Annotated in this window: 20 protein-coding genes and 1 pseudogene; 8 read left to right on the top strand and 13 right to left on the bottom strand. The window is 62.6% G+C overall.

Translation table 11 applies throughout. The features are described 5' to 3' along the window. Positions 1-677: 677 nt before the first annotated feature. From IVB26_RS18160 to IVB26_RS18145, 4 genes are all read left to right on the top strand, one after another. Complete coding sequence (locus IVB26_RS18160) at positions 678-1,724, top strand: transglycosylase SLT domain-containing protein (protein WP_247972896.1); 1,047 nt, start codon at positions 678-680, stop codon at positions 1,722-1,724. A gap of 341 nt (positions 1,725-2,065) precedes the next feature. Then, positions 2,066-2,458 carry a hypothetical protein gene (locus IVB26_RS18155; protein WP_247972895.1) on the top strand — a complete coding sequence of 131 codons (393 nt, stop codon included), beginning with the start codon at positions 2,066-2,068 and terminating at the stop codon, positions 2,456-2,458. A gap of 10 nt (positions 2,459-2,468) precedes the next feature. Then, positions 2,469-2,651: a hypothetical protein gene (locus tag IVB26_RS18150; RefSeq protein WP_247972894.1), complete on the top strand. Its 183-nt coding sequence runs from the start codon at positions 2,469-2,471 to the stop codon at positions 2,649-2,651. Between the two features lie 139 nt (positions 2,652-2,790). Further along, positions 2,791-3,822, top strand: coding sequence for an IS110 family RNA-guided transposase (locus IVB26_RS18145; protein ID WP_247967704.1), 1,032 nt, complete (start codon positions 2,791-2,793; stop codon positions 3,820-3,822). 326 nt (positions 3,823-4,148) lie between these two features. Here the strand turns inward: IVB26_RS18145 and IVB26_RS18140 are convergent, their stop codons facing one another. From IVB26_RS18140 to IVB26_RS18095, 10 genes are all read right to left on the bottom strand, one after another. Next, entirely contained in the window at positions 4,149-4,568 is a 420-nt protein-coding gene (locus tag IVB26_RS18140; RefSeq protein WP_247972893.1) for a RidA family protein, read from the bottom strand. A 328-nt stretch (positions 4,569-4,896) separates the two neighbouring features. Continuing rightward, positions 4,897-5,643: a CoA-transferase gene (locus tag IVB26_RS18135; protein ID WP_247972892.1), complete on the bottom strand. Its 747-nt coding sequence runs from the start codon at positions 5,641-5,643 to the stop codon at positions 4,897-4,899. Continuing rightward, positions 5,640-6,446, bottom strand: a complete 807-nt coding sequence (locus tag IVB26_RS18130; RefSeq protein WP_247972891.1) for a CoA transferase subunit A — start codon at positions 6,444-6,446, stop codon at positions 5,640-5,642. Before IVB26_RS18130 ends, IVB26_RS18135 begins: the two co-directional genes overlap by 4 nt. Before the next feature lie 57 nt (positions 6,447-6,503). Further along, a complete protein-coding gene (gene acdA / locus IVB26_RS18125; protein WP_247972890.1) occupies positions 6,504-7,718 on the bottom strand; it encodes a 3-sulfinopropanoyl-CoA desulfinase in 1,215 nt (404 codons plus the stop codon). A 57-nt stretch (positions 7,719-7,775) separates the two neighbouring features. Further along, positions 7,776-8,351, bottom strand: coding sequence for a peroxidase-related enzyme (locus IVB26_RS18120; protein ID WP_247972889.1), 576 nt, complete (start codon positions 8,349-8,351; stop codon positions 7,776-7,778). A gap of 100 nt (positions 8,352-8,451) precedes the next feature. Beyond that, entirely contained in the window at positions 8,452-9,027 is a 576-nt protein-coding gene (gene acuR, locus IVB26_RS18115; RefSeq protein ID WP_247972888.1) for an acrylate utilization transcriptional regulator AcuR, read from the bottom strand. Between the two features lie 362 nt (positions 9,028-9,389). Then, positions 9,390-10,049 carry a TadE/TadG family type IV pilus assembly protein gene (locus IVB26_RS18110; protein ID WP_247972887.1) on the bottom strand — a complete coding sequence of 220 codons (660 nt, stop codon included), beginning with the start codon at positions 10,047-10,049 and terminating at the stop codon, positions 9,390-9,392. After that, a complete protein-coding gene (locus IVB26_RS18105; RefSeq protein ID WP_247972886.1) occupies positions 10,049-10,606 on the bottom strand; it encodes a TadE/TadG family type IV pilus assembly protein in 558 nt (185 codons plus the stop codon). Before IVB26_RS18105 ends, IVB26_RS18110 begins: the two co-directional genes overlap by 1 nt. Positions 10,607-10,616: 10 nt before the next feature. Continuing rightward, positions 10,617-12,038 (bottom strand): TadE/TadG family type IV pilus assembly protein, encoded by a 1,422-nt coding sequence (locus IVB26_RS18100; protein WP_247972885.1) that lies wholly within the window; start codon positions 12,036-12,038, stop codon positions 10,617-10,619. A gap of 175 nt (positions 12,039-12,213) precedes the next feature. Next, on the bottom strand, positions 12,214-12,564 hold the full coding sequence (locus IVB26_RS18095; RefSeq protein ID WP_247973416.1) for a hypothetical protein: 351 nt from the start codon (positions 12,562-12,564) through the stop codon (positions 12,214-12,216). On the opposite strand from IVB26_RS18095, the gene IVB26_RS18090 reads away from it, so the two are divergent. After that, positions 12,530-14,005, top strand: a complete 1,476-nt coding sequence (locus tag IVB26_RS18090) for an FAD-binding oxidoreductase (protein ID WP_247972884.1) — start codon at positions 12,530-12,532, stop codon at positions 14,003-14,005. The genes IVB26_RS18095 and IVB26_RS18090 overlap by 35 nt on opposite strands. A 105-nt stretch (positions 14,006-14,110) precedes the next feature. Here the strand turns inward: IVB26_RS18090 and IVB26_RS18085 are convergent, their stop codons facing one another. From IVB26_RS18085 to IVB26_RS18075, 3 genes are all read right to left on the bottom strand, one after another. After that, the gene (locus IVB26_RS18085; RefSeq protein ID WP_247972883.1) at positions 14,111-15,808 is read right to left on the bottom strand and encodes a GMC family oxidoreductase; all 1,698 of its coding nucleotides are present in this window, start codon (positions 15,806-15,808) and stop codon (positions 14,111-14,113) included. A 73-nt stretch (positions 15,809-15,881) separates the two neighbouring features. Beyond that, positions 15,882-17,441, bottom strand: coding sequence for an acyl-CoA carboxylase subunit beta (locus IVB26_RS18080; RefSeq protein ID WP_247972882.1), 1,560 nt, complete (start codon positions 17,439-17,441; stop codon positions 15,882-15,884). Continuing rightward, positions 17,371-18,345: an IclR family transcriptional regulator gene (locus IVB26_RS18075; RefSeq protein WP_247972881.1), complete on the bottom strand. Its 975-nt coding sequence runs from the start codon at positions 18,343-18,345 to the stop codon at positions 17,371-17,373. Before IVB26_RS18075 ends, IVB26_RS18080 begins: the two co-directional genes overlap by 71 nt. Before the next feature lie 95 nt (positions 18,346-18,440). Between IVB26_RS18075 and IVB26_RS18070 the strand changes: the two genes are divergently transcribed. From IVB26_RS18070 to IVB26_RS18060, 3 genes and pseudogenes are all read left to right on the top strand, one after another. Further along, positions 18,441-18,662, top strand: coding sequence for an acyl-CoA carboxylase biotin carboxyl carrier protein subunit (locus IVB26_RS18070; protein ID WP_247972880.1), 222 nt, complete (start codon positions 18,441-18,443; stop codon positions 18,660-18,662). Between the two features lie 330 nt (positions 18,663-18,992). Next, positions 18,993-20,158, top strand: a pseudogene (locus IVB26_RS18065) (TAXI family TRAP transporter solute-binding subunit). A gap of 223 nt (positions 20,159-20,381) precedes the next feature. Beyond that, a complete protein-coding gene (locus tag IVB26_RS18060) occupies positions 20,382-22,457 on the top strand; it encodes a TRAP transporter permease (protein WP_247972879.1) in 2,076 nt (691 codons plus the stop codon). Positions 22,458-22,460 lie beyond the last annotated feature (3 nt).

Here is a 22,460-nt window from a genome sequence, read left to right as displayed (position 1 = left end):
AGGACGCTGTCGGCGCCGTGTCGTTTCGCGCGTGCCGCTGCTCACGGGGATTCCCGCCCTGCAGCCTGCCCAGCGCGCCAACGCCGTCGCGGCCACCGCCTCCCAGCCCGCGTCCCGTGACGATCGCGAAACGCCCCTTGCGGCGGGTGGGATGCGCAAAACATACGGCATATCCGAATTCTTGTAAAGCGAATTTTGACAGAGCAGCGACGGCAGACGGAAGCGCCCGCAGGGAGCGGTCGACCAAAAGCGAGGAAACAACCCCATGCACTTTAGCCGAGATACGGGGGGATCGTGGACTTAGATCGAGGACCCGGGCCACGAAGATACCAGGACGCGGATTCATTACGGCGTTCCAAGTTTGGGAGTTTGAATCATGAGGGGCCGTCCGACCGCAACGCTCCCGGCCCAGCCCCGGTCGCCGCTTATGGGCAAAAGCGAACATCTGACCAGCCAATGATCCCGGTGCGTCCGCCGAAAAAGGACCCATGGCCGTGCCTCACGACTCCCGCCGGGGCCGCTTGTGACCCAAATCGGGACACATCGGATGATGGCGCGGCAGAAGGCCTGCCTCGTTCACCACATTTAAACCTTAAGATTCTACGAAGAACCCTCACCCACAGGCGCAAGGACATGCGAACAGCCTTTGTACAGAAGCCATCCCTGGACTTCGGGTAATGAAGGTTTGGCAGACCAGCTGCATCGTGGCGGCTCTCGCATCCGTGGGACTTTGTCTGGCCGCGGGTAACAGACTGGCCGGGACGGTACCGGATGTCATGCCGGAAGCTGCAGCGAACATAGCGGCTCCTGCGAACATCACAGCTCCTGCGAACATGGTGACACCTGCGTTGTACGAAGAGGCATCCGCCAGACTTGCGGCAGCGCTTCGGGCAGAAAGAGCAGAGCCTGGCTCGGTGACGTCAGCAGGTTCCGCGCCGTTGAGCACGGGGGCCGAGATCGTCGATGAGCCCGTCGCGCCAAAATTGGCGTCGTTGGGACAGGATATCGTCCAACCGCTGCCGGCAGCGCGCGATGCGTCAAGCGATGCTCCGAAAGCGGCGTCGACGCAGGATTTCCGCTATCTGATCTACTACGTCTGGTCCGAACTGCCGCCTGCCGAGAAACCGGCGGAGATCGTCTTGCGTGCGTTCAAGGACATTCCGGTCGGAACGCCGGCCGAAGAGATCAAACGCGCTTCCGACGCATTTGGTCTCGATTTCAATTTCATGATGGCAGTTGCAAAGATCGAATCCGGTTTCAACCCCAATCAACGCACCGGGTCGTATATTGGCCTGTTTCAGCTGAGCCACTACGAGTTCGGGAAGTTCGGCTTCGGGCAGATTCGCAATCCGCGGGACAACGCCGTTGCGGCCGCCTACAAAATCATTACCGAAGGCGTCCAGTTCGGGTGGATCACGCACCGGACGCCGGACATGAGCGATCTTTACCTGATCCATCAGCAGGGCTGGGAAGGCGCCGCTCAGCACATTAGCCGGCCCGCTCGCACCGCCTGGAAATCCATGTGCGCCACCAGCGAGGGCAAGGAGAAGGGTGAGAGGTGGTGCAAACGCGCGATTTGGGGCAATGCACTTCCGGCGTTCAAGCGCACCTGGAAATCGGTGGACAACGTGACGTCCGAGGCGTTCGTCGGTATGTGGCGCGGCCGGGTCGCCGAATTCTACACGAAATATGTGGCGACCGCCGCTGCGGCGGCAAGCCAGTAATTCCGTCGTCGGCAGGGCCTTGCCACGCTCGCATTGCCTTTAGCCGCCGTGGAGAAGTCGACCCACCTGGGTAGACCCAGTCCGCTCATGGCCCGATGGCAACGTTCAGCTGAAGCTCTGGCTTGTCCGCTTTGGGAGGCAGAGCAGATCGTGTCTTGAGCAGCTCCAATATTCCGCTTTTGACCCATTGCGGACTTCGAGTACTCGGTCTGATGGCTGGTTCCGCAGTGCCTGTTTCCGAAGTCTTGAGCTTTTGCCGTAACTACACTTAAGCCAGGTTTCTAAGCGAGATATTTACCCATGATATCTACCTAGAGTCGCACTACCGGTGGGAGATCAACATGGGCGCTTGGAAGCTTTTTGCGCTCGTCAATGTTTTGCTCGCGAGTTTCAGCCTTCGCGATCTAGGGTCGTATGACCCGGGCCAGATCATCAATTTTGCAATAGAGGTACTTTCGACTATCGGCCTTGTGCTGATGTCGTTCGAAGTGATCCTCCTTCCTCGCAAATTCTGGCGTGCGCTCGCCTGCATCGTGTTCGCGAAGTGTTTTTCCATGATCGTCGGGTGGGGCCTTGTCGAGCAATTCCCCCTAGATGGAAACGTATTGGAAGCACTCCTTGCATTCACCCTCTTTCATTTTGCCGTTGGCTATGGCCTTTGGCTGTACGGATCAGGGCACGAACAGCACGCAGACGTGCCTCAGCTTGTGAGACACTCCAGCGTCCGCGAGTGAGGCTCAATTGATGGACACCGTCTACGTGATCCTGCTGATCACGACCCTGGTTCTGGGGTTCGTTGCAACCGTCCTATGGGGGCCAGACTTCGAATGGCTTGGGCACGATGTCGAGGCCGCTTACATCTTTAAGATGGTCGCCATCGGGCTGGTCGTGTTCTTCTTAATCGCGATCACTTTCGGCCTCATCTGAGACCTGACAAGACCCGCACCGACCGTAGCGAGCGCGTGCGAAACTTCCGCTTATGATGCTGTGGACGGCTCCTCCACGGGCACGAGAGTGCCAAGGAGTGGGCGCCGTTTAAAGCTCCCACGATTCGGAGGAGCAGCCTATGCAGTCAATTTCGACGATTGGTCTGGATATCGCAAAGTCGGTCTTCCAGGTGCACGGCGTCGATGGAGCCGGTCAGGTGGTGATGCGCCGGCAGTTAAAACGCCGTTTTGTGCATTCCTTCTTTGAGAAGCTGCCGCCGTGCTTGGTGGGAATCGAAGCTTGCGCGTCATCCCATTATTGGTCCCGCGAACTGCAGGCGTTGGGGCATACAGTGCGGTTGATGCCTCCGGGTTACGTGAAGCCCTACGTCAAGCGGCAGAAGAACGATACGGCCGATGCAGAGGCGATTTGCGAGGCGGTCACGAGACCCAATATGCGGTTTGTGCCGACCAAGACAATCGAGCAACAGAGTTGCCTAATGCTTCATCGAGCGCGCCATCTTTTTATCCGGCAGCAGACTTCGGTCATCAATTCAATCCGCGCCTATCTTGCCGAGTTCGGTATCGTCGCTCCCGTCGGACGCAGAGGTGTCGAGCAACTACTGGAAGTCGTCGCCGATAAAGCCGAAGACCGGATCCCGGAGGTCGCCCGGATGTGCCTAGCCGCTCTCGGCGAACAACTGTGCGCTCTAAAGGCTCGCATCCTTGAGTTCGACCGACGCATCATAGCCTGGCATCGATCAAACGCGACGAGCCAGCGGCTTGATGTTATTCCCGGCGTCGGTCCGGCGCTGGCAACAGCGCTGGTCGCCAGCATTGCCGATCCTAAAGCCTTCCGATCCGGGCGAGACTTCTCGGCTTGGGTCGGTCTCGTGCCAAAGCAGAGCTCGAGCGGGGGCAAAGACAGGCTTGGCAGCATTACCAAGCAAGGCGATCGCTATTTGCGTAGCCTGTTCACGGCTGGCGCACTCGCGGTGATCCGCTACGCCAAGATTCACGGCCCCGATCATCGACCCTGGCTCACACGATTGTTGGCCCGGCGGCCCGCCAAGGTCGCGGCGATCGCGTTAGCCAACAAACTCGCCCGGATTGCTTGGGCGATGATGGCCAGGAACGAACGCTATCAGGAACCGGCCGCGCTGGCGGCCTAAACGAGATCGCGTCGGGCATATCCGACGTGACGTAACGGTTGGGAGGACGAACAGCACGTAATGCAGTGCCGGTCGATCCGGCGATCAGGACAACCCACATGGGCCATGGCATCTCGAATGCGTGCTTTTGACCGGGACCTGATCCGCGGAGGGCATTATGGCCAGCGGTCACGTATACCGCGCGAAAAGGCCGAACACATGGCTGCTCCGACCAATCCCTGCAGCGTGAAGATTCTTCTTGCCAACCCGGAGCCGTCCACACATGGCCCATAGTTGACCTTGCCGCACTGCCCGCCACGCGTCGGCTTGTGACCCAAAGCGGACGTTCACACGACGCGCGCAAGGAAAACGCTGGAAGGCTCCACCTCAATCAGAAACGCGTCGTTGGCGAGGCTCGGCACCCCGATCCACGTTGCGCAAGGCGGATTATCTCCGAATGTTGCCCTGAGCGCGCCACTGATCGCCTCGCTTTCGTGCAGATATTCCTGCTTGATGTAGAGGCGAAGTGCGCCGACGTCATTGAGCGTCGCGCCAACCGAAGCCAGTGCGACAGCTAGATTTTCGAGGCTCTTTTCAAGTTGACGCGCGATGTCACCGACACCAATGATTTTTCGATCGGCATCCCAAGCGACTTGGCCAGAAACATTTGCAACGTCGCCGAACGGCGTCCGGACGACTGCGACCTGAGCAAAGCCATACGGTCGACTATCAAACAATCCTGCAGCGACCTTTATGGATCGGCTCATTGTAGCTCCCTATTTGGTGCGGGCTGACGGCGCCAGAACGGAATAGCACACGACCGCGATAACGACACTTCAGCTTCTGGCCCTTCGCGACAAACTCGATCCGAAGTCTTTCCTGTCGGCAATGAGGGGCAGAGCAGCCGGGATACTCGTTCTGAGTTCTTCGATGCCTGACCCAAAGGAGACATGGGCGTTCGGCTCCCGTCTAAGGCGCTTCCACTCCCGAACGCGATTACATAGACGGTCGGTATCGAAGGGAAGCAGACATCGACACAGATGACGAGTACGCGCCCTAAATTGACACAAGTCGCAAAATGCCAGACGCGAGATCCTAACACGGACCCGGCATATTGCCCGCGAACTGCGGATAGCATTCGCGCAGTTCTTCCCGAATTCGTCCCCGGATCAATGCCAGTGTCGCCTCGTCCGGCGACGGCGTCGTGACCTCGCATTGCTCGTTATCGTACGCGAAGCCCGTCGTGCCGCGAATGTCGCGCCAATCGTAGCCGGGATGCGTGCTCTCGAGGCGAAAACGTCCCGCCTCCCGTTCGAAGGAAAACAGCGCCGCATTGGTCAGCAGCGCATGAGGCCCGCCTCGCCGATAGACCGTCTCGTCGGTGACACCCGGGGCAGACACGAAGTCGACGCGCTCAACCAGGGATCGCAGGCTATGCTCTTCACGGAACAGAATGACTCGCGGAACGAGAAAATACAGGTAGGCGGAGCCGAACGAGCCGGGCCATCTGACCGGATTGTTCGGATAGTCGCCGGTGCCGACGAGATTGATATTGCCCTGGCCGTCGATCTGGCCCCCACCGAGAAAGAAGGCGTCGAGGCGTCCCTGCGCGGCACAATCGAACAACTCCTCGGCACCCCCGGTGAAGGAATTGTGCTTGACCGACCCGAGGATCGAGACCTGCACGTGCTCCAGTCCGTCACGCTGGTTGATCGCCCGCAACAGCATCGCTCCAGCCGCCGGCATCGGCGACGATTGACCGACTGCAACATGCCGCACGCCCTTCAGCAGCCGCGAGATCGTGTAGATCATCAACTCACGGCTGGTGCATGCCTCGCTCATGCGACGCTCCTGGAGTCCCGGACGTAGGCCAAAAATCCTTCCGGCGACCGCGCCGCTCGGGCGTATTTCTCGATCTCCTGCCCGTCCCTGGGATACTCCGCGTAAAGCCCCGTCGGCCATCCACCGTTCTGAAGCTGTGCCACCGCGCTCACGTAGATCGCGGGCAAGACACCCGCGGCCATTTTCTCATCCTCGAGCAGGGACACATCGGAGATGCGCTCGACCGTCACGAACGCCTTCTTCGACGCATGGGCCAGCAGCATCGTTTCGCGCCGACGCCCCAGCCGAACGTTGCCAAACCGATCTGCTTCAGGCGCATGAAACAATGCGATGTCGGGCCGAATCGCCGAGACCACGACGATCTGCTCACCATCGTCGAACGGGTTGGACGTCACCTTCCAGTCGTCCCGTTTCTTCAAGACGTCACTGTCGATGATGCCGCGGATCGGCATGAACGGAACCCCCTTCTCCGCGGCGGTCAGGCCCGCGAACACCGCGGGACAAGTCGCGTCGCGGAGGCGAATGGATCCGTCGCGGACAGCCCGGCTGAAACAGGGCGCGCCGCCCGCCTCGCCGAGACTGACGGCGCTGGTCTCCAGCGTTGCCACGGCGCCGGCGCCGATGAGCATATCGACCTGCATGCCGCCAATCGGCGCACAGACCACATGGAGATCGCGAATGCCTCGATCGATCAGCATCCGAACCAATCCGGGGGCCGCGGCGTAGTCATCCGGCGCCAAACCAAGCTTGCACCCCGACGGAATCATCTCGGCCATCTTCTGCGGCGTCACGAAGTCTGTCATCTCTGCACCTCTCCCTCGAGTCCCAATCCGGACGCCGCAGTCACTCACGACGGCGCCTTAGTTCTTTTCCGTAAGGTCCCTCGACGCGACGTAGCCATCGCGCGTCTGCGGCAGCTTCCAGCCCAGGACTCTGCCCGCGACCAAAGTGCGCAGCACCTGAGCCGTGCCGCCGCCGATCGTGAACATGCGGACATCGCGCGCCATGCGTTCGAGCGGAAAGTCGCGCGAATAGCCGCGCGCTCCGAACACCTGCAGGGCATCGTTGACGATCTTGATCGCGGCTTCCGAGGCAAAGATCTTCGCCTGGGCGGCAAGCATCGGATCGGGAAATGCGCTGCCGCCCGGCCCGCGCGAAAGAGCCGCCGCGTGCAGCATCAGGCGCGATGCGGTCAGCTGCGTCTGCATATCGGCGAGCATCCAGTGCAGACCTTGAAACTCGCCGATCGGCCGGCCGAACTGCTCGCGCGTCTTCGCCCATGCGATGGCGTGCTCCAGTGCGCCCGCCGCAATCCCCATGGCGACCGTGCCGGCGCCGACGCGCTGACTGTTGTAGGCATTGATGAGGTCGGCAAAGCCGCGCTTGAAGCCCGATGGCGGCAGCAGCACCATGTCCGGCGTGATCTCGAGGTCCTCGAAGACGAGCTCGCCCTCGGGCATGCCGCACAGCCCCATCGTCGTTTCGCGCTTGCTGACGCGGAGCCCTTGCGCCTCGCCGCGTATGGCCAGGAAGCCGCCGACGCCCAGCTCCTCTCCGCTCTCATCGAACACGCGTGCAAAGATCAGGTGGAGACGGGATATTCCGGCGCCGGTGATCCAATGCTTCCTGCCGTTGAGCACGTAGCGATTGCCACGTTTGTCGGCTCGCGTGGTCATTCCGCTCGCATCGCTCCCCGCGTCGGGCTCCGTGATGCAAATGGCCGGCTTGTCGCCTCCGAGGACGAGATCGGCAGCGCGCTTCTTCTGCGCCTCGGTCCCATAGGCCATGACGGTCGAGATGGCGCCCATGTTGGCTTCGACCACGATGCGCGCGGAGACGGTACAGGACCGGGCGATTTCCTCGATGACCAACACCGTGTCGAGGAAGCTTCGACCCTCGCCGCCATATTCCGGCGGGATGGTCATTCCCATGAAGCGCTCGGCCTTCAGCGCCTCGACGACGTCCCATGGATATTCACGCGACTGATCGATGTCGGCAGCACGCGTGCGTATCATCCCGTTCGAGAGCGCCGCAGCCCTTTCCTGCAAGGCCAGTTGCCGGGATGAGAGTTCCATGACCGTTCTCCATTCCGCACGGACGAGCGTGTTTGCCGAAGATGTCAGTCAGCCCCGTCAGCCGCGTCCCATGCTGTAGAATTCTGGGTTCGGACGCATGCTGGTGACGTTGGCAATCCGGTTGGAGAGGCCGAAGAAGGCCGAGATCGCGGCGATGTCCCACATGTCGTCTTCCGTGAAGCCGTGCGATTTCAGAGTGGCGAAATCGGCTTCGGAAACCTTGTAGGCCTCGGTCGAGACGCGCACGGCGAAATCGAGCATCGCCTTCTGCCGATCGGTGATGTCAGCCTTGCGGTAGTTGACCGCGACCTGATCGGCGATCAGCGGATCCTTCGCGCGGATGCGCAGGATCGCGCCATGCGCGACGACGCAATACTGGCACTGATTGAGATTGCTGGTCGCAACCACGATCATTTCCCGCTCGGCCTTGGTGAGATTGCCGGGCTTGTCCATCAGCGCATCGTGATAGGCAAAGAACGCGCGAAACTCGTCCGGCCGGTGCGCGAGCACGAGAAACACGTTCGGAATGAAGCCGGACTTCTCCTGGACAGCCAGGATCCGGGCCCGGATGTCGTCCGGCATGTCGGCCAGATCAGGGACGGGAAAGCGGCTGATTGCAAGTGCCTGGGTCATGGCGATGGTTATCCTCGGTGTTAGTCAGATGGAAATCGGTACGATCACGCGTCCCCGCACCGCAGCGGCAACTCGATCAGGATCGCTCTGAAACTATTGCTCACCGTCGTGGATCCTTTTGTTTGGCCTGGATCATCGCGAGAAATCCTCGCGCGAAGACGTCGAGCGCATCGGGGCGTCTTTCCAGCTTCGCCCGCAGCACCGCACCTTCCCAGCCGATCCAGAAGAAATGCGCGAGGCTATCGCAATCGATACCCTTGGGGATGTCGCCCGTCTCCTGCGCCAAGCGGAGGCAGCGTGAGGTCCGCATCTCCCAATCCCTGAAAACGGCAGCCAGGCGCTTTCGGAACGGTTCCGGCAGCGCCCCCATCTCCTGTCCGAGATTGCCGACGAGACAGCCGCGTCGATAGCCGTAGCGAGCCATGCCCGAGCGGGCGTCTGCGATGAAATTGCGCAGGCGCTCCAGCGGAGCCCGCTCTGCATCGTCGAACCATCGATCCAGCTTGCGGGCGAAATAGGCGGCATAAGCATCGATCAGCGCGAGACCAAAAGCCTCCTTGCTGCCGAAGTAGTGATAGAACGACCCCTTCGGCACGTCGGCGGAGGCCAGGATCTCCTCCACGCCGACGGCGCTGAATCCCTTTTCAGTCAGAATCGCCAGGCCCGTGCGCAGCAAGCGGGCGCGCGGCGCGTTCGGCTGCGACTGATCCTTCGGAGGACGACCTCGTCGAGGCGGCTCTGAAACCGGGGCTTCGCTGCTCATGGAGATTAATTAGACCGATCGGTTTGGAAAATCAACCGTCGGCTGAATGCGCTGCCGAGCCTGTGCAGCGACAGTGTACCGGCGCCGCTCGCGGGTGAATGCGAGCATGCCTTGGCGGGCCTTACTTCGACGTGCGAAGGAGTGCCGCTCCCGCGGGCAATCGCATATGGGCGATTTGGCCTGTGGCCATCCTTCGAGACGCCCGCAAGGACGAGGCGCGCGCTCAACTCGCGCAAATGCCGTGTGCGATCGCCCTGCCCCGCGCCCCCGTGAGGCTAGCAGGTCTTCTGCTGCAAATGCTGGACGCAGGTGCAGGTGGTCACCCCCGTTCCATATTTCACGTCGTAATAGGGAAAGCTCGAGGAGCCGCCCGGGCCGTTGGTCGAGCAGCGCGGGAACAGATAGTAGCTGTCGGACAGCTTGATGGTGCCGGCGATGGTGAAGCCGAGGTTGGGCGTGTAGTCATAAGACACCTCGCTCAGGATGAGGGAGATGTTGGCATTGGTGGTGCCGCCTGGCGCGGTAAAAGAAGACAAGGTCATCTGCTGACCGACGGTTCGCGCGCCCGAGGAGCTTGTGGACTTGCTCCATCGCACCGTGGCATTGCCGTTGCTGTCCGTCGAGACCTGCGAGACCGTGATCGTCATCAAGGAGGAGCTGCCATTCTTGGTGGGATATGGAGCCATGATGGCACTCGCGGCCGCGAGAATGCCGTCCATCTGGGTCGTGCTAACGGCGGTGTTCTGCGTGATCATGTCGGCGACACTGTGCGCGGTCGCGCTGACCTTGACGTTCATGGCGAGCCCGTTGCCGAGCTCGACGCCACCGATATAGAGCACCAGCATGAACGGCGTCACGATGGCGAACTCCGTCGCTGCAACGGCGCGGACATCGGTCAACAGGTGCCGGGCGCGAGACGACAGGGCGGAGATCATCAGGTAGCTCCTGGCTCGTTCTGGAACGCGGCAGACGACATGATCAGCCGATTGCCGTTGCTGAGATTCGAGAGGTTGAAACCGAGCGGGCCGAGGACGACCGGCCACTCGTACATCACGCGGAGCACGACGATATCGCCGGCGTCGCCCGGATCGTACTGCCAGACATTGGAGACCTTGCCCGATGCATCGTAGGTCAGGGTCGGCAACGCCGTGTTCGCGGAATTCCACGAGGTCGCGACCTGCATGTCGATCATCAGGCCGTTGCAAGTGAACAGGATCACGACCTGGTCGCAGACCTTCTGCTTGAAAACGGCCTGCGTCATGTTCGCGGACTGAACCTGTCCAGTCATGACAAGCCGCGCCGATTGGCGCACGACGGATTCGAGCATCTGCTGGGCGAAGAAGACCAGAAACGTCTGAATGAGTGCGATGACGAGGGCGAGAAACGGCGCGGCGACGAGCGCGAACTCGACGGCCGTGGCGCCCCTGCTGTCCCGCGCGAATGCGGCGCAGCGATTGCGGCGTCTGATGATGGTCGAACCGTATCCGAACATGGCCCTTTCCCTACTTCACGAGGCTGGCCGTGCTGGACGCAACCTTGATGAACAGGTCCGTCAGAGCCTTGTTGATGTCGCCACCATTCTTGACATTTGCGTACAGGCCCGGTGACGCACAGGATTGCAGCCGTTGCGCGATCGTGCCCGTCGATGAGGACGGATTGTTGAACTGCGAGATACGGCTGGTGTACCAGCCGTCGCTCGGCAGTTCCAGGTACTCGGTGTAGAGGATCGCGATACGAATGTTTCGATTCTTGATCGTGTCGCATATCGCCGTATTAAGCGGTTGCTGGCATCGCGCAGTCGTGGAGTTGGCTGACGGAAGCGGATAGGTAGCGTTGGGGTCACAGCTGCCCCCCGACTTCGGGATGAGCTTGTCCTCGACGCCGTCGGTGACGAGGAAGACCACTTCCTGCGGCGTACCGGTCGCGCTACCGTCGCCGGGATTGGGCATGATGGTGTTGAGGTCCGTCAGCCCCTTCGAGATATCGGTGCCGTAGTCGGTGGTGTAGATGCAGCCGCCCGAACCGTTGAGAACGGGGCAGTTCTGGTGGTCGACCGTCAGGAGCTGAATGTTGCCGATCTTCGTGCCGGCCGTGGTCGGGGTGGTCAGCGTCTGGATCGTGTTCAGGGCGTAGTCGAAGGTGTAGATGGCCGCCTTGTAGGTCGTATTGTTGAGCGCCGACATGCACTGCATGACGCCGCCCGACGTGCCCGACTGAGGGCACGTCCAGGGTCCGACCATCAACTGCTTGACGGCATTGGTCACGAGATCGATCCGCAGCGTGATGTTGTTCGCGCGCGCGACCGTGAGGTTGTCCTTGTTCGTCGAGCTGGGGGCAGCGTTGTTGGGATGCGCCTCATGACAGGCGAATGCACAATTCCTCGCGTAGGTGGGTTGGGTCTTCGTGGCGAGAACCATGTTGTCGATGTCGCCCTGGGTCGCCGCCAGCGCCATCGACGGGGAATCATCCAGCAACAGGTAGAAATTCATGTTGGGCGCGCTCGACGCCTTCGCGATCGCCGAACCGGCCACCTGCCAAGTCTGCTTGCCGAGAACGCCCGGGAAATTGTTGACGGACTCCGCGGTGTAGGACACCGTGATGGTCCGCGCGAGACCGGAATCGGTGACCGTGACCGTCGGCGTCGGCGTGGCCGCCAGCCCGGGAAGATTCGCCTTGGCGGCAAAGACGGCCTTCGCGGTCTCCTTGATGGTATCGCTATTGGTCTGCGTCAGCATCGCCGGCCTCACGGCCGCGATCGCGGCCGCGTCGGCAGCCGCGTTCAACTGCTCCCGCTTGCGCAGGGCGAGCGTGTAGTCGAGCGTCATCCCCAGCAGAAAGATGATAGGAACCAGCGTCAGCGCGAAAATGATGGCGACGTTGGCCTTCCGGTCTGTCGCGAAACCGAGCACTGCGCGGCGGAGCATGAGGTTCATCCTTACTGCCGTCATTGCGGCAGCGGCCCTTTCCCTAAAACCGACGGAAGAGGTTGCCGGGAGGCGATCCCAACACTCGTCCGTCATGGGCGGAATATGTCGAGCGCTCCGTTAATCAACACTTACGGGCCATTCGCAAACCGGAACCGCACGGGATCGAGATGTCTCATATCGAGAAAGCATCATTAATGTCGCTTAAATGCGATCGCAGAGATTGGCGGTAAACGGTTAGGAACACCCGTAAAATACCGGAAGAAAGCAATTGCGCCGGCCGACCGAGCGCGCGTCCGGCGCCGGTAGCGGCGCGGCTCAAACAGGAAATCCGAAACGTCCCCTGCACGGCCGCCGGCGCAAGGCGCCCTGCTCGCCGGGCCTTGCGGGCCGGAGCCATCTTGCCGTTAGACTCCACAGCGCAAACGTGGACAATACCCGGACGCACGTTACGTGCGCAATGCACATCAAGATGCGCCCAGGGGAAATAAATGCCGGCTGCCGGTCCGTCGTCCGAACCCATCATTCCAACCGCTCCGCTGACCGCCCAAATGCGCGATTCGCTGCGCGCGATCGTCGGTGAGAAGGGCCTCATCGAGGACGAGCACGGCAAGCAGCCGTTCGTGACGGACTGGCGCGGACTGCTGGTTGGAGGGGCCGGAGCCGTCGTTCGTCCTGGCAGTACCGAGGAGGTCGCGAAGGTGGTCAGGCTCTGCCATGAACACGGGGTCGCGATCGTGCCGCAGGGTGGAAACACCGGGCTGATGGGCGGAGCCACGCCCTGGCCCGCGCACACCGGCATCGTGTTGTCGCTTGGCCGCATGAACCGCGTGCTGGACGTCGATGCCACCGGTTACACCATGACGGTCGAGGCCGGCTGCGTGCTGCAGGCTCTTCAGGAGACAGCAAGCCGGCACGACAGGTTCCTGCCCCTCAGCCTTGGCGCCCAGGGCTCGTGCATGATCGGCGGCAATCTGTCGACCAACGCCGGCGGCGTGCAGGTGCTCCGCTATGGCAATGCCCGCAATCTCGTCCTGGGCCTCGAGGTCGTGCTGCCGAGCGGCGAGGTCTGGGACGGGTTGCGTGCGCTCAAGAAGGACAATACGGGCTACGACCTCAAGCATCTCTTCATGGGCGCCGAAGGAACGCTCGGCATCATCACGAAGGCCGTGCTCAAGCTATGGCCGGCTCCCAAGGACGTCTGCACCGCGTGGCTGGCGATCCGGGATCCGCGCGCGGCGCTGGAGATCCTGTCGGAAGCCCATAGCGCATCCGAGGACAATGTCGGCTCCTGCGAGCTGATGAGCCGCGCCGCAATCGACATGGTGCTCCGCCACATCCCCGGCACGCAGGATCCGCTTCGGGCGGACACGCCATGGTACCTGCTGCTCGAATGGTCGTCCTCGCGGGCGCGCCAGGACGGAGCTGACGGCATCGCGGCGAAGATGGAGCAGTTTCTTAGCCAGCAGCTCGAGGCCGGACGCGTGATCGACGCGGTGATCGCTCAGACCGGAAGCCAATCGCAGAACATGTGGCGCATCCGCGAAAGCGTCGCCGAGGCCTCCCGCGCCGAGGGGCCGGGACTCAGCTACGACGTGTCAGTGGCCATCTCCAGGATTCCGGAGTTCATCGACCTCGGGCTCAAGGCGGTGTGCGACATTCTCCCGGCCATTCGCCCCTATCCTTTGGGGCACATCGGCGACGGCAACCTGCATTTTTCGTTCATGGGGCCGCTCGGCATGGATCAGCAGACACTGACCCAATACAAGGCCGCGATCACGCGGGCCGTGAACGATCTCATCACGTCCATGGGCGGCTCGATCTCGGCGGAACACGGCATCGGCATCGACAAGCTCGACGAGCTCAGCCACTACCGCTCGAAGACCGAGCTCGACATCATGCAAACCATCAAGCGCGCGCTCGATCCGCAGAACATCATGAATCCCGGCAAGGTGTTGCGGCTATAGTTGCGTAGGATGGGTAGAGCTCTTGCGAAACCCATCACCGCTCTCTTTGCCCGAGACATCTTGATGGGTGTCGCTCCGCTCTACCCATCCTGCGGTCCGCCAACGCTATTGCATGATCGCCGCCGCGATCTTCTCCGCCGACATCAGGACCGGGAAGTTGGTGTTGGCGCATGGCACCACCGGGAAGATCGAGGCGTCGACGACGCGCAGGCCCTGGATGCCCTTGACGCGACCTTCTGTATCGACCACCGCCATCGGATCGTCGGCCCGGCCCATGCGGCATGAGCACGAGGCGTGCCACACGCCGATCGTCGCCTTGCGCACGAAGGCTTCCAGCGCCTCGTCGTCGTTCATGACCTGATCGAAGGTAAATCCCTCGACCACGAAATTGTCGATCATGTAGTGACGCAGCGCCGCCGGCCCGTCCATCAAGGCCGCGGCGATCTTGGTCAGAATCCTGTTTTTGGTATTGACCACGCCGATCTTGCGCACCTTGTCCGTATAGGCGGCCGGGAACGGCTTGTCCGTCACCGCCTTGACCACGTCGCTCATCTGCACCGCCGCCATCTTGCGGAAGCCGCTCATCAGCCGATCGAGGTCGCGCCGGTCGGACAGGAGATTGAACTCGACGATCGGTTCTGCCGAGGGATCGCGCGAGGCAAGCTTGACCTGCCCGGTCTCGGAATAAGTCTTGTTGACGAAGGTCAAGAGCGAGCCGATCTGCTCCCCGACCCCGTGCCAGGCCGACTTGCTGAGCAGGACGACGAACATGTCGCCCTTCGGCACGCCTTCGAGCCCCGAAGAATATCGCAAACCGAGCTGCATGTGGCGCCTGGTGTGCTCGTTCATGCGCGCGCCGCGGCGGACGAAGGAGGACAGCGAGATCGAGGGATGATCCATCAGGCGCTGGCCGACGCCAGGCAAGCCCATCAGGACGGGAATGCCGAGATCCTTGAGATGACCGACCGGGCCGATGCCGGCGCGGAGCAGATGCGCCGGCGAATGGATGGCGCCGCTGGAGAGAATGATCTCGCGCCCGCGGAATTCCTGTTCGCGCCCGTCAATCATCGCCTTCACGCCGACGCACCGCGTGTCTTCGAACAGCAGCTCTCTCACTTGCGTGTTGGTGGAGATCGTGAGGTTGGCGCGCTGTCGGGTGTCGCGATCGAGATAACCCATCGCGGCCGAGACGCGTTGCTCGGCCTGGTTGGAATGCGTCACCGGAAAATAACCGTCGACGAACGCGCCGTTCTGGTCCGGCACGAACTGGTGCCCGGCCTGCTGGAACGCCTCGGCGAAGGCCTGCGAATGCCGCGTCCAGTGCTCGCGCGGAATCCGGCGAACCGGGATCTTGCCGTCCTTGCCGTGGAAGGGACCGTCGAAATCGAGGTCGCGCTCCACCTTCTTGAAGAAGGGCAGCACGTCGTTCCAGCTCCAGCCCGTAGCGCCCCGCGCGTCCCATTCGTCGTAATCGGTCGGTGCGCCGCGATTGGCCATCTGGCCGTTGATCGACGAACCGCCGCCGAGCACGCGCGCCTGCTCGTATTTGCGTAACGGAGGCCGCGCTTCATGCGGATTGTTGTGGCTGACGACCTGGGTCGTGACCTTCAGCTCGGTCCAGTGGAAGCGCGGATCGAAATAGGCGGTGCCGGGATAGCTGTCTCTGATCTCGGCCGGCTCGTTGCCGGGCGGCGTGTCCTGCCCGGCTTCGCATAGCAGGACCTTGTTGGCGCTCTTCGCCGAGAGCCGGTGGGCCAGCACGGACCCCGCCGAGCCGCCGCCCACGATGATGAAGTCGTACACGATTGGCGCTTCCTCTTGTTCTTGTTGGGGAGCTTGGCGCGGTGCTGCTTGGCCGGCAACGACAGCCGCTACCCTACGGCCTGATCGAAAAGTTCTCCGGCGGTCCCGGCTTGCGCAAGGGCTCTGCGAGCCGGGCGAACTCGCACAACAGCGAGCGCGTCTTGCGGGGATCGATGATCTCCTCGACCCAGAACTTTTCGGCCGAGCGGAACGGCGAGCGCAGCTTGTTGAGGCGCTCCTGGATTTCCTCCAGCTTCGCCGCCTTGTCCTCGGCCGCGTCGATGTCGGCGCGATAGGCGGCCTCAATGCCGCCTTCGAGCGGCAGCGAGCCCCAATAGGCCGACGGCCAGGCGTAGCGGATCGAGAAGCGGTCGGCCGGCTGATGCACGACACCCGCAACACCAAACGCGTTGCGCAGGATCACGGTGCACCAGGGCACGGTGGTCTGGTTGACCGCGGCCATGGCGCGAACGCCGTGACGGATGGTGGCGGCTTTCTCGGCATCGAGGCCGATCATGAAGCCGGGACAATCCATGAGATAGACGACCGGCAGATGGAAGGTCTCTGCGAAGTCGACCCAGCGCACCACCTTCTGGCAGGCATCCGCGGTCCAGGAGCCGCCATAGTGGAAGCTGTCGCTGGCGAGCAGCAGCACCGCCCTGCCCTCCAGCCGGGCGAGGCCGACGATGAGGGGCTTGCCGAAGTTCTTGCCGACCTCGAAGAACGAGCCCTTGTCGACGACGGACTCGATGATGGGCCGCATCTTGTAGACCTGCTTGCGGTTGCGCGGCACCACATTCAGCAGCGCCTCTTCGGAGCGCTCCGGATCGTCGGTGCAGGGCAAGGTCGGCGGCAGTTCGTAGACCGACGACGGCAAGTAAGAGAGGAAACGCCGCGCGCAGGCGAACGCTTCTTCCTCCGTGTCGACGGCATGGTCGACCGCGCCGGCGCGGGTCTGGATGTCGGCGCCGCCGAGCTCTTCCTTCGAGAGGTCCTGCCCCAGCGCCTTCACAACCGGCGGTCCGGCGACGAACATCGCGGACTTCCGCGTCATGATCGAATAGTGGCTGGACGCGAGACGCGCCGCGCCAAGCCCCGCGACCGAGCCGAGGCCGAGCGCGACCACCGGCACACGCGATAAATTCTCGGTCGTGAAGCGATACCAGCGCGTGCCGCCGATGCCTCCAGGCAGATTGGCCGCGCCCTTGGTCTCGATGGTCTTGACCGAGCCGCCGCCGCCGGAGCCTTCGATGATGCGGACGATCGGCAGACGGAAGTCGTGCGCCATCTCCTCCGCCATCAACGGCTTTGCAGAAATCGACGCATCGGCCGAGCCGCCGCGCACGGTGAAATCATCGCCGACCACCACGACGGTGCGGCCGTCGACGCGAGCGCGGCCGAACACGCAGTTCGCCGGCGTCAGTTTCTGCAGCTCGCCGCTGGAATCGTACTCACCGATGCCGGAGACGGCACCGATCTCGTGAAAGCTATTTCGATCAATGAGCTTGTCGATACGCTCCCGAACAGTCAGCCGGCCCTGGTCATGCTGTCGCTTGACCTTGTCAACGCCGCCCATCTCCCGCGCGAAGGCTTCGCGCCGGGCGAGCTCGTCGAGTTCCGGCTTCCAGTTCATTCACTCCCTCCGAATTGATCGGCTTGTTATTGTTGTGCACGGCCATGGCGACCGGCTTACGCGAGATGCGGTTGTTGAAGGCATCGCCCTCCGCGCCTTCCACCAGGCTGCCAAGCGAGCGGCCCAGCTGCAGCATCAGCGGGGCGACTTCGTCATGCAGACGCTGCTCGTCATACATCGCCGAGAGCAGACCAATCGTGATGACCACGAAGGTCTGATATTGCGGCGACCAGATCGGCACCGCGAGGCCGTTGATGTGCGGGCTCCACAGGCCGCAGGCCACGACATAGCCGCGCTCGCGCAGCATCTGCCGGTTGGCCTCGATGCGGGGCCTGAGGATCTTCGCAGCCTCGGGCGCTTCGCGCTCCATCTCCGTGATGAAGGCATCGCCGACTTCCGGCGACAACGCCGCCGTGTAGGCCGCGCCTGCTGCGGTGGAGGCCATCGAGATGCGGCTGCCGGTGCCCTCGTGCAGGCCGAGCGCAGAGGCCGAGCGCGCGAACTGGAGATAGACGAGATTGAAGCGATCGGGCACGACTAAGCCGACCGTGCCGGGAAGCTGCTCGGCAACTTCCTGCAGCCGCTGGCGGATCATGCTGCGCAGCTGTGCGCCCTTCATCATCGAAGCGCTCATCGCCACTGCGCTCGGGCCGATGCGATATTTTTGATCGCGCGGCAGATAGACCAACTGCCCCATCCGCGTCAGCGTGTGCGTGAGCCGCGACACCGTCGAGCGCGGCAGGCCGCAGCGATTCGAAATCTCGAGATTGCCGAGCCTGCTATCGTGGCCCTCGAAGCATCGCAACACGTCGAACGCGCGCGAGACCACCTGGATGACATCACCCTCACCGGCATCGCCAGCGAGCATGCCTTGCCTACTCAACCGCTCAGATCGTCGTCCCATTGTTCCCTACCGTCTGTTCCGCTCTGCGGAATTAAATTCCACTTGCAGACGACGCTACCTCAGGCATTTTGCAACGACAACAAAAAGGCGATGGCATGCCAGAAATTAAGATCGTCACCGAAGTCGCGGGACGTATCTGCGCAACTCCCGTGCAAGTTGGAGGAACCGTCGCGGATGGCGATGAAATTGTGGTGGTCGAGGCGATGAAGATGGAGATACCGGTGCCTTCGCCTGCGAACGGCACGATCACATCGCTGCTGGTGAAGCTCGACGACATCGTTGCCGAGGGACAGGCGATCGCGATCGTCGCGAGCTGAACATGCATATGTCGCAGCCTTGGTTGCGCAATCTTTGCCTAAGCCCATCCTTCGAGACGCCCGCTTCCGCGGGCTCCTCAGGATGAGGACTGCCTCTGATGCAAGATCCTCGACCTCATGGTGAGGAGCGCCGCTTGCGGCGCGTGTCGAACCATGGGCCAAGCGCTCCCTCGTCGCAAGGCACGCGACAATCTGTCGGCCTCATTCCCGCATGCGCGGTACGGCGTTGCCATCGCTTGATCGCGGTGACATGATCCGTTTGAAACAAACTCTGTTTCAAACAAAGAATGAAAATCCTCGCGGCAAACGCGGGGAATGTTGGAGGGAAACATGCTTCGTGGGCTGATCATGCTTGCGCCTGCCTTGGTGGCGGGTATTTCGTTTGCGTCTACACGCTACTCGCGCGCCGAGGACGTCAAGCTCCCGGCGACCTTGACCTTCACCGCCTATGACACCGGCACCGCCGGCTTCAAATCGCGGTCGGTGTCGGCAAGATGATGAAGGACAAATACGGCACCGACGTGCGCGTGCTCCCCGCAGGCAACGACGTCGCCCGCCTCGCGCCGCTGCGCGCCAAGCGCGCGGTCTCATCTGCGATGGGATCGGGCACCTATTTCGCACAGGAAGGCGTGTTCGAGTTCGGGTCAAAGGAATGGGGCCCGCAGCCGCTCCAGATCCTGCTCTCATCCGTCGACTGCAATTGCGGCTCGCTGGGCGTTGCCGCCGACACCGGCGTGAAGGAGTTGAAGGACCTCAAGGGCAAGCGCGTCGGCTTCGTGGTCGGCTCGCCCGCGCTGAACCAGAATTCGCTCGCGGTGCTCGCCTTCGCGGGGCTGACGCAGAAGGACGTCAAGGCTGTCGAGTTCGCGAGTTACGGCGCGATGTGGAAAGGACTGATCAACAACGACGTCGATGCCGCCTTCGGCACTACCATCACGGGCCCTGCCAAAGAGGCCGAGACTTCGCCGCGCGGCCTGATTTGGCCGCCGCTACCGGCCAAGGACAAGGAAGGCTGGGTGCGGATGCAGAAGGTCGGCTCGTTCTTCTTCCCGCAGACCGCGACCTGCGGCGCCGGCATCTCGCCGGACAAGCCGGTCGAGCTCGGCAATTACCCCTACCCGATCTTCGTCACCTACGCCTCGCAGCCGGCCGACCAGGTCTATGCGATGACCAAGGCGATGATCGTGAACTACGACGCCTACAAGGATTCCGCGCCCGGCGCCGGCGGTCTCGCGGCCGATCGCCAGACCAAGAACTGGGTGGTACCGGTGCATCCCGGCGCGGTGAAGGCTCTGAAGGAAACCGGGCATTGGAGCGATGCGCAGGAGGCCCACAACAACAAGCTGATCAAGCGGCAGGAGGTGCTCGGCGTAGCGTGGACGGAGTACGGCAAGTCCAATCCGCCATCGGATGACAAGGCCTTCCTCGACGGTTGGATGAAGGCGCGCGCGGCCGCGCTTGCGAAAGCCGACATGCCGAACGGGTTCGAGGATTAGTCTTGCAATGGGATTGAACGCCGCCGGGACGACGGTGCGCTCCCTCTCCCGCTTGCGGGAGAGGGTATCACCGCGGCGGGATTCCCCCAGAGCAGAAAACCCTCACCCGGCGCTACGCGCCGACCTCTCCCGCAAGCGGGAGAGGTGGAAGAGCACGTGGCTCCATCGATTCAACCAACGGCCATTCGCTTAGTTAGTTACCAGCCGACACCCGGGATCAATGATGTCTTCTGCTTCCACCTCCACTGCCCCGCAAGACGAGGCCAAGCGGGTCGTGTTCGACGATCCGCACGGCGCCGCCGGCAACATGCAGGAGGCGGAGGTCACGCGCGTGCGCACCCTGCGCGGCGCCTGGCGCTGGACGCTGATCGCAGCGACCGCGGCGACGATCCTGCTCTGCATCAACCAGCAATTCTCGCTGCGCTTCTTCATCGGCTACACCCAGCTCAACACCGAATATTTCTATCTCCTGATCGCGTTGATGCTGCCGTTCACCTTTCTGATCTTCCCGGGCACGGAACGCGCCCCGCTCGATCGGATTCCCTGGTACGACCTCGCCCTCTTCGTCGCGACCTTCGCCGCAGCGCTGCTGCTGATGTCGAACGTGCGCAAGGCGGCCGAGGCCGGCTGGGAGTTCGGCGGCGCGCCGAACAGCGTGATCGCCGCGGGCCTCGTGATGTGGGTGATGCTGATGGAGGCACTGCGCCGCACCGGCGGCTGGAGCCTGCTCTTGAGCGTGCTCCCCTTCACTGTCTATCCGCTGTTTGCCGAGGCCAGCTGGCTCGGCCCGTTCCGCGGCACGCAGTCGACGCTGGAGCAGGCGACCGCCTATCATGTGCTGTCGGGCGAAAGCCTGCTCGGCATCCCGATCCAGGCCTTCGCCGATACCGTGATCGGCTTCCTGGTGTTCGGCACCGCGCTGATGATGACGGGCGCCGGCAAATTCTTCATCAACCTTTCTTTCGCGATGTGCGGCACCTTCCGCGGCGGTGCCGCCAAGGTCTGTATCTTCGCCAGCGGCCTGCTCGGCATGATGTCGGGCTCGATCATCTCCAACGTTCTGACCGCCGGCACCATGACTATCCCCGTCATGAAGAAGAGCGGTTTTCGCGCGTCCTATGCCGCCGCGATCGAGGCCTGCGCCTCGACCGGCGCGGTGCTGGCGCCGCCGGTGATGGGCGCGACCGCCTTCGTGATCGCACAGTTCCTCAACGTCAGCTACGCAGAAGTCGCCGTGGCCGCGATCATTCCGGCCGCGCTCTATTATGTCGGGCTGTTCATGCAGGTCGATACCTACGCCGCGCGCCACGGGCTGAAGGGCATTCCGCGCGCCGAGCTGCCGCGGATCATGGATACGATCAAGGACGGCTGGTACTACGTCTTCGTCATCGCGCTGCTGATCGTGATGCTGCTCTATTTCAAGCGCGAGAGCCACGCGCCATTCTACGCCACCGCTCTGCTGCTGGTCCTCAACCAGCTCTTCTCCAAGGAGACGCGCTGGACGTTCGCGACGATCGGCAAATTCCTGGAGGTCAACGGGCGCACCTTCGTCGAACTGGTCGGCATCCTTGCCGGCTGCGGCCTTCTGATCGGCGCATTCTCGATGACCGGCGTGGTGTCGAGCCTTGCCAATGACCTCCTGCATATTGCCGGCGACAATCCCTTCCTGCTGCTCGGCATGTGCGCCCTCACCAGCCTCATCCTCGGCCTCGGGCTGACGACGACGGCCTGCTACATCTTCCTCGCCATCCTGGTCGCCCCCGCGCTGGAGAAGCTCGGGCTGAACAAGATGGCGGTGCACATGTTCATCTTCTACTGGGGCATGCTGTCGTCGATCACCCCGCCCGTCGCGATCGCCTCATTCGCCGCCGCAGGCATCGCGGGCTCGCCGGCGATGAAGACCGGCTGGGAATCGATGTGGGTCGGCAGCATCATCTATTTCATCCCGTTCTTCTTCGTGCTCAATCCGGCGCTGGTGCTGCAGGGGCCGAGCCCCTACTTCGCCGGCCTTGGCTTGATGGGTCTTGCCGCGTTCGGCACGCTGTTCATCTGTGGCGGCATCCAGGGCTACCAGCCCTTCGTCGGCGATCTGCGCGGCGCCGGCGCGCTGGAATGGCCGATCCGCGTGCTGCTGGTGATCGGCGGCTTCGTGGTGGCGACGCCCGGCGGCGGAATCATGCCGCTATCGCAGCTGCAGGTGACGCTGCTCGGCCTTGCCATCCTCGTACCCACGACCTTGCTGGCCCTTCTCCTGGTCCGCCGGCAGACCATAGCGCCGGACGGGTTGCGCGCGCCCTGATTG

Source organism: Bradyrhizobium sp. 195, from assembly GCF_023101665.1.
GTDB lineage: Bacteria > Pseudomonadota > Alphaproteobacteria > Rhizobiales > Xanthobacteraceae > Bradyrhizobium.
This window is presented reverse-complemented; position numbering and strand designations above follow the sequence as displayed.